General features: G+C 73.8%; 6 protein-coding genes. 3 read left to right on the top strand and 3 right to left on the bottom strand.

The genetic code is table 11. From position 1 onward, the window contains the following. The first annotated feature begins 80 nt into the window (after positions 1-80). Complete coding sequence (locus tag D6689_15515) at positions 81-1,643, top strand: hypothetical protein (protein RMH39832.1); 1,563 nt, start codon at positions 81-83, stop codon at positions 1,641-1,643. Here D6689_15515 and D6689_15510 read toward each other — a convergent pair. Then, positions 1,630-2,826, bottom strand: coding sequence for an ArsA family ATPase (locus D6689_15510; protein ID RMH39831.1), 1,197 nt, complete (start codon positions 2,824-2,826; stop codon positions 1,630-1,632). The genes D6689_15515 and D6689_15510 overlap by 14 nt on opposite strands. Before the next feature lie 143 nt (positions 2,827-2,969). Between D6689_15510 and D6689_15505 the strand changes: the two genes are divergently transcribed. Both D6689_15505 and D6689_15500 read left to right on the top strand, forming a co-directional pair. After that, positions 2,970-3,509 carry a biotin/lipoyl-binding protein gene (locus D6689_15505; protein RMH39830.1) on the top strand — a complete coding sequence of 180 codons (540 nt, stop codon included), beginning with the start codon at positions 2,970-2,972 and terminating at the stop codon, positions 3,507-3,509. Between the two features lie 66 nt (positions 3,510-3,575). Then, on the top strand, positions 3,576-4,565 hold the full coding sequence (locus D6689_15500; GenBank protein RMH39829.1) for a hypothetical protein: 990 nt from the start codon (positions 3,576-3,578) through the stop codon (positions 4,563-4,565). A gap of 39 nt (positions 4,566-4,604) precedes the next feature. On the opposite strand, the gene D6689_15495 is transcribed toward D6689_15500, so the two are convergent. Both D6689_15495 and D6689_15490 read right to left on the bottom strand, forming a co-directional pair. Then, positions 4,605-5,498 carry a PEGA domain-containing protein gene (locus tag D6689_15495; GenBank protein RMH39828.1) on the bottom strand — a complete coding sequence of 298 codons (894 nt, stop codon included), beginning with the start codon at positions 5,496-5,498 and terminating at the stop codon, positions 4,605-4,607. Further along, positions 5,489-6,466: a PEGA domain-containing protein gene (locus D6689_15490; GenBank protein RMH39827.1), complete on the bottom strand. Its 978-nt coding sequence runs from the start codon at positions 6,464-6,466 to the stop codon at positions 5,489-5,491. Before D6689_15490 ends, D6689_15495 begins: the two co-directional genes overlap by 10 nt. Between the last annotated feature and the right edge of the window lie 81 nt (positions 6,467-6,547).

The raw sequence follows: 6,547 nt of genomic DNA, 5'->3' as shown, positions 1-6,547 counted from the left end.
GCGCGATCGCGCGCGGCCGCGCGACCGGCATGTGTGTCTCGGTCTGGCCGGCGCGTCGCCCAGCCGTACAATGGGGCGCGATGGCGACCGGCGTCACGGCGCGTATGCCGCGGCAGTTCGTCCGCTGGTGTGCGGCGGCCGTGGCCATCGTCGCGGCCGCCGCGGGCGCGCGCCGGGCGACCGCCGCGCCGGGGACGACCGCGGCCGGAGCCGACGCCGCCGCGCCGGACGCCGCGGCGCCGGGGACGCGCGCGGCCGGCGCCGCGGCCGCCGCGCCGGCCGCCGCGGCCTCGCGGCACGACGCCGGCGCGCCGGAGAATCGCTCGCCTCGCCCCGGACTCGCGGCTCGGGTCGACGCGATCGCGGCCGAGGTGGCGCGGCTGCGGGGGCTTCCGTTGCGCCGGCCGCTGCGCCGCCGCACCGCGGACGCGGCCGCCGTCCGCGCGTACGTCGCGCGCGTCGTCGCGCGCGGTGGCTCGGCGGGCGATGCGGCCGCCGAGGCGCGCGCGCTCGCGCGCATGGGCCTGCTGCCGGATGCGCAGGCGCGGGCGGAGGCGTACGTCGACGCGCTGGCGCGCGAAGTCGTCGGCTTCTACGACCCGTGGCAGCAGACCCTGTACGTGGTCGACCGCGACCCGTCGCCGGCCGATGCGCAAATCGTGGTGGCGCACGAGGTCGGCCACGCCTTGCAAGATCAACATTTCGACCTGCGCGCGTTCATCGCGGGGGCGGGCGCGCACAACGGCGACGCGGCACTCGCGCGCCAGGCGCTCGTCGAGGGCGACGGCATGGCGGTCACGATCGAGTACGCCTTCGCACAGGTCGGCGCGGATCCTCCGTGGGGCGATCCGTCCGTCGTCCGCCGGCTCGCGGGCGCGTTCGCGGCCGCCGGTGGAGCGTCGCGAACCGGTCGCCTCGCGGACGCCCCACTCGCCGTGCGGTCGCCGTTGTCGTTTCCGTACACGGCCGGACTCGCGTTCGTCGCACGTTACCGCACCTTTCATTCGTGGCAGCGCATCGATCAGATGTACAGGCAACCACCTCTGTCGACCGAGCACATCCTTCACCCGGAGACGTACGCAGCCTACGAGCGGCCGGACGAAGTAACGGTCCGGCCGTTGCGCGCGCTGGCCGACTATCGCGTCACGTACCGCAACGTATTGGGTGAATTCGGGTTCCGCGTGTGGCTGCGCCAGCTCGGCGCGCCGGCGTACGCGGCGTCGGCGGCGGCCGACGGCTGGGGCGGCGATCGCATTGCGCTGTACGAACCGGCGGCCGGCGCGCCGGGACGCCCGATCGTCGCGGTCTACAGCGTGTGGGACGACGAGATCGACGCGATCGAATTGGTCGACGCCCTCGCGGGCGGACTCGCCGCGTTCGCCGCGGAGGGCGCGCGATCCGCTGCCGATCGCCGCATCGCCGCGGGGCAGCATGCGCACGCCGCGGCCGCGTCCCGCGGTCGCGACGCCGGCACCGGCGCGCTGGCCGCGGATGGCGTTGCGGCCGTCCGCGACGCCCGGGGCGACGTCTACCTCGCCGCGCGGCGAGGCGACGCCGTGGTGATCGTGCTCGGCGCGCCCGCTGGCCGCGCCACCGCCATCGTCGATGAGATGTGGCGCCGGTGGCGCGTCACGAGGCACTGACCGCGGCGGTCCCGCGGCCGCCCCGTTCGAACAGGAACTCGCCGATATGGGCGAGGCCCGCGACGTCGTGCACGTCCTGTTCGAAATAGGGCACGGCTCGCAGCGCGGCGCCGTCGCCGCATGCCTCGCGCAGGCGATCGATCGAGCGCGCGTCGGCGAAGGCCAGCTCCTGGATGCCGGCGTGGTTGGCGAGCAGCGCGTCGACCGCAGCGCGGCGCTCGGCGTCGTCGAGACCCAGCGCGGCGATGCCCGGATGGCGCGCGAGCTTGCCGTCGATCTCGTCGGCCGTGCCCGCGATCGCGCGGTCCGGGTGGACACGGTTGACGACGAACGCCGAAAACGGCATCTGCGAGGCGAGCAGTCGCGCGTGAAAGAACAGTGCTTCGTCGACCGCCATCGGTTCGGGGCTCGTCACCAGCACGAACCCGACGCCCGGGTCGCGAAGCAGCGCATACACGGCCTCGGCGCGCTCGCGAAAGCCACCGAGGATGTCGCTGAACTCGGTGAAGAACACGCCGAGGTCGTCGAGGAACTGGGAGCCGACGAACTTCGAGATGCGCTTGAGGATGTATGCGCCGGTGCGGCCGGCGACCGACCAGCGCCTGCGGCGGCCACTTTGGCGCAGTTTGCGGAACCAATCGATCGCCGGCGAGTCGATCGCCGCCGTGAGTTTCTGCGGGGCGTCGAGGAAGTCGAGCGCGTGCGCCGTCGGCGGCGTGTCGACGACGATCAGATCCCAGTCGCCGGTTTTGTCGAGGTCGTACAGTTTGGCCAGCGCCGCATACTCCTGGGACCCGGCCAGCGCGCCCGAGATCTGGGCATAGACCGGGTTGGCGAGGATGCGCGCGATCGCTTCCGGGTTCGTCGCATATTGCTCGACGACCTCGTCGAACGCGCGCTTCTGATCCAGCATCATCGCGAACAGCGCGCCGCCGGTCGCGCGGCGGCCCGCGGCGGCGAGCAGTTCGTCGCTCACCTGCTGGATGTCGTGGCCCAGGCCCGCGAGGCCGAGGGAGTTGGCGAGGCGCTTGGCGGGATCGATCGTGATGACGAGCGCGCGCCGGCCCGCGCGCGCCGCGTACATGGCGATCGCGGCCGCGGTGGTGGTCTTGCCGACCCCCCCGGATCCGACGCACACCACGATGCGCTTGCTCGTGACGAGTTCGCTGAATCGGCTGGTCAAGGCACCGGCTCCGGCTGCGAAAGCGGTTTCATAACACGACGCGGACCGCCCGGTGGCCGAATCCGCGTCACACGCGGCCGCGGGGCGGTTCGTTACCACGTTTGGGCTCGGGGGCGCGACCGGTCGAGTATAGTCGGCGCGCCATGCAGCGCGAACTGTGTGCCACCGTGGTGGGCAGCGATCCCCCGATCGAGGTGGCGATCCGGGTGGAACCGATCGACGGCGACCGCTGGCGGGTCGAGATCGACGGCCGCGTGCACGAGGCGGACGCACGCCAGGTGCGGCCGGGAACGTGGTCGCTGCTCGTGGACGGCCGAAGCTGGCTGGTCGACATCGACGAGCGCCGCCGCGGGACGGTCGTGGCCGTCGCGGGGAGCGAAACCACGGTCGCGGTCGAGGACGCGCGGCGCAAGCGGCTCGCCGAGGTCGCCCGGCGCGACGGCGGGGGCGCGGACGGACGCAGCGTGGTGGCCGCGCCGATCGCGGGCAAAGTCGTCAAGGTGCTCGTCGAGCCCGGGAAGCGCGTGGCCGAGGGCGACGGCCTCGTCGTGCTCGAGGCGATGAAGATGGAAAACGAGATCCGCGCGCCGCGCGCCGGCGTCGTCGAAGCGGTCCACGTCGACGCCGGACGGTCGGTCGAGACGCAAGAGCCGCTGGTCACGCTCGGCCCTGGCGCGGACTGATCTGGCTCTGGCAAATCCGCCGCGCCTTCGTGCCCGCTCGCGAGGTCGGTGTTACGATCCGGTGCGATGCGACGTGCCGACCGACCGGGGTACCCGGCCGCCGTGTGCGCGGCGCTCGTCGCGTGTGCCGCGCTGGCGGCCGGCTGCAAGGACAAGGGGCGGGCGGCGGCCGACCAGGCGCTCGCCAAGTCCGAGACCATCGCGCAACAGGAGGACAGTTTGTTGGCGCGCCGGGACGCGCTCGTGAAGGAGCGCGAGCGGATTCGCGCCGAGCGGGACCGACTCGAGCAGCGCCGGCGTGCCGCGATCGCGGCCGGTGACGACACGTCGGAGATCGACGAGCAGGCGCGGTCGCTGCTCGAGCGCGAGCGCGACCTCGCCGACGAGGAGGAGGAACTCAATCAGCGGTTCCGGGACATCTTGCGCGAGCGCCGCGCGCTGATGGCTCAGCTGGCGACCGGAGGCGGCGGCGATCCGACCGCGGCCGTCGCGGCGCGCGAGCGCGACGTCGCGGCGCGTGAGCGCGAGCTGTCGTCGCGCGAGCAGACGCTCGCGGACCGCGAAGCGAAGCTCGCGCAGCGCGAGGCGGCGCTGGCGCGGCGCGAGGCGCAGATGTGCGGCGTCGCGGCGCAGCCGCAGACGATCATCAAGACGGTGGACGCCAAGGGGTCGGCGTATACCAAAAAGGACGTGGAGCCGCTGCTGTCGCGCGCGCGGGCGGCGATGGCGAAGAAGGGCATCCTGCGGTCCGACCTGCCCCCGCCGGCGCGGGATCTCGACCGCGAGGCGACGCGCGCGATGGCCGAGGGAGACTACGGGCGGGCGCGGTTCGCCGCGCGCCAGCTCGTCGATACCGTCAAGTCGATTCGGATCGACAAGGCGTTCATCCAGGGCAAGATCGGGCGGCTCAACGCCGAAATCGCCGGCAAGACGTTGGACGCCGCGACGAAGAAAAAGATCGACGCTCTGTTTCGTGCCGCCACCGAGGACTACGGCGACGGCAAGTTCAGCCGCGCAAACCGCCGGCTCAACCAGATTTACGCGCTGCTCGACTGAGCCGGCGCGGACTGCGCGCGGCGGATCGATCGCGGCGCGTCAGTCTCCGACGATCTCGACGCGATCGGCGTCGACGCCGCGAGTGACCAGGCCGACGACGATCGCGCTGCCCACGAGCACGACCGCGCTGGCGCCGACGAGCGTGTACCAGCGCTTGTACCAGGGCGTCGGCGCGGCCGCGGGCGCCTCGGGGGCGCCACGGCTGGGGCCTCCGGTCTGCCGCATGGCGTCCTCGACGATCGGGAACGCCTTGAGCGCCACCGAGATCTTCGTCGTCGTGTCGAACTCGATGTCGACGAACCGGACGAAGTCGCGGTACTCGGGATGCGTGACGCGCAGCGCGTGGCTGCCGACGGCGATCTCCCGCGGCGGCATGGGCGATACCCCGATCTGAGTGCCGTCGACATAAATCGCCGCGCCCGGCACGTCCACGTCGAGCTGCAGTGTGCCGACGTACCGCTGCGGCGCGAGCAGCCGGTAGGCCGCCGCCCGCGCGGACCGGTCGACGTCGGCAGCGGTCAGTTCCGCGGTGATGGAGCGAACCTCGGTGCGCGATGCGACATCGACGAGTTGCATGGCGAGGACGCGCGCGTCGCCGAGCCCGCCGACTTCGACGTACACGACGCGATCGACGCCCAGCAGCGCACCGAGATCGGCCAGGCACGCGACGTCGCCGTCGCATGTGCGCAGCTCGGGCTTGCGCGCGCGCGCGACGGCGCGGCGGACCGCGGCCGGGCCGACCACGGCGTGCCCGGGCACGGATGCCAGCGCTCGCTCGAGCGCGGCGCCGAGCGCCCGCGCCTGTTTCGCGCTGGCTTCGGCGCCCAGCGTGCTCGGCGGCGCGAGGGCGACGCGGACCGGCGGGGCGGCGGCCGCGCGGCCCGCCCACAGGGCGACGGCGATCGCGATCGCGATATGGAGTCTCAGCGGCATGCGGTCGGCTCGGCGCTGCAGTCGATCACCTCGTCGTGCGCGAGGCGGTAGCCGATGTATCCGCCGAGCAGCGCTGCGGTGACGCCGGCCGCGACGTACAGCCACGGCGACGGAACCCACCGATCGGCGGGTGCGGGCGGCGGCGCGCCGCGCGGCGGCCTCCCGCTGGCCGGAGCGACGGCGCCGACCTTGACGAGGTGGACGACGACCCGCGTCGTCTTTTGGAACCGCACGACGACCCGCTGCTGGAACGGCGTGAAGCCCGGTGCCGTCACGCGCAGCGTGTGCGCGCCGAGCGGCACGCGGTCGATGGGCCCCGGCAGCGGCGTCGTGCCGACCGATTTCCCGTCGACTTCGACGACCGCTCCGACCAGATCGGTGAGCACGGCGATCTCGCCCCACAGTCGCTCGGGCGCGCACAGGCGGTAGGCGGCGACGCGGACGCGCTCGATCAACTCGTCGGGGGTGCCGCGCAGTGGTTCGCTGGCGACCCGGCGCAACTCGGTCGCGGTCGCGACGTCGATGAGTTTGAGGTTGACGACGTACGAGTCGCCGAGCTGCGCGACGTTGCCAGAGACGATCCAGTCGGCGCCGACGCGCCGGCCGATCGCAGCCAGGCACGCGGTCGACCCGTCGCACGCGCGAAGCCGAGGCCGGCCGGCCAGCGCGCGGTCGACCACGCGCCGGCTCGGCACCGGGCGGCCGGCGAGCCGTTCGAGTTCGGTGCGAAACAGCGACTCGAGGCGCGCGACGATCTCCGCGTCGATGCCGAGCGCGTCGATGCGCCACACGGCGATGGTGCGGCCGAGCGGCCCCGCATCGGCGGAGGCCGGGCGCGCGGCCGCGGCGAGCGCGACGCTGCACATCAGGGCCGCCGCGGCGCCGCGCAGCCCGCGCCGCGGCCACCCGACGCCGGGCCGTGCGACGAGGGCAGCTGCGCGGGACCGGTTGCCGGCGGGCGCTGCCATCGCGCAGGTCACGGCGCGCTGGGTGCGGCCGGCTCGGGGCCGTCGTCGGCGGCCGGGTCGGGCGCCGCGCCGGTCATCTGT

Source organism: Deltaproteobacteria bacterium (assembly GCA_003696105.1).
Lineage (GTDB): Bacteria > Myxococcota_A > Polyangia > Haliangiales > J016 > J016.
The sequence above is the reverse complement of the archived record's forward strand: the minus strand, read 5'-3'. Positions and strand labels throughout refer to the sequence as shown.

Coding starts and splice junctions, on each gene's coding strand:
- D6689_15515 (RMH39832.1), top strand. CDS start 81: ATGGCGACCGGCGTCACGGCGCGTATGCCGCGGCAGTTCGTCCGCTGG.
- D6689_15505 (RMH39830.1), top strand. CDS start 2,970: ATGCAGCGCGAACTGTGTGCCACCGTGGTGGGCAGCGATCCCCCGATC.
- D6689_15495 (RMH39828.1), bottom strand. CDS start 5,498: ATGCCGCTGAGACTCCATATCGCGATCGCGATCGCCGTCGCCCTGTGG.
- D6689_15500 (RMH39829.1), top strand. CDS start 3,576: ATGCGACGTGCCGACCGACCGGGGTACCCGGCCGCCGTGTGCGCGGCG.
- D6689_15490 (RMH39827.1), bottom strand. CDS start 6,466: ATGGCAGCGCCCGCCGGCAACCGGTCCCGCGCAGCTGCCCTCGTCGCA.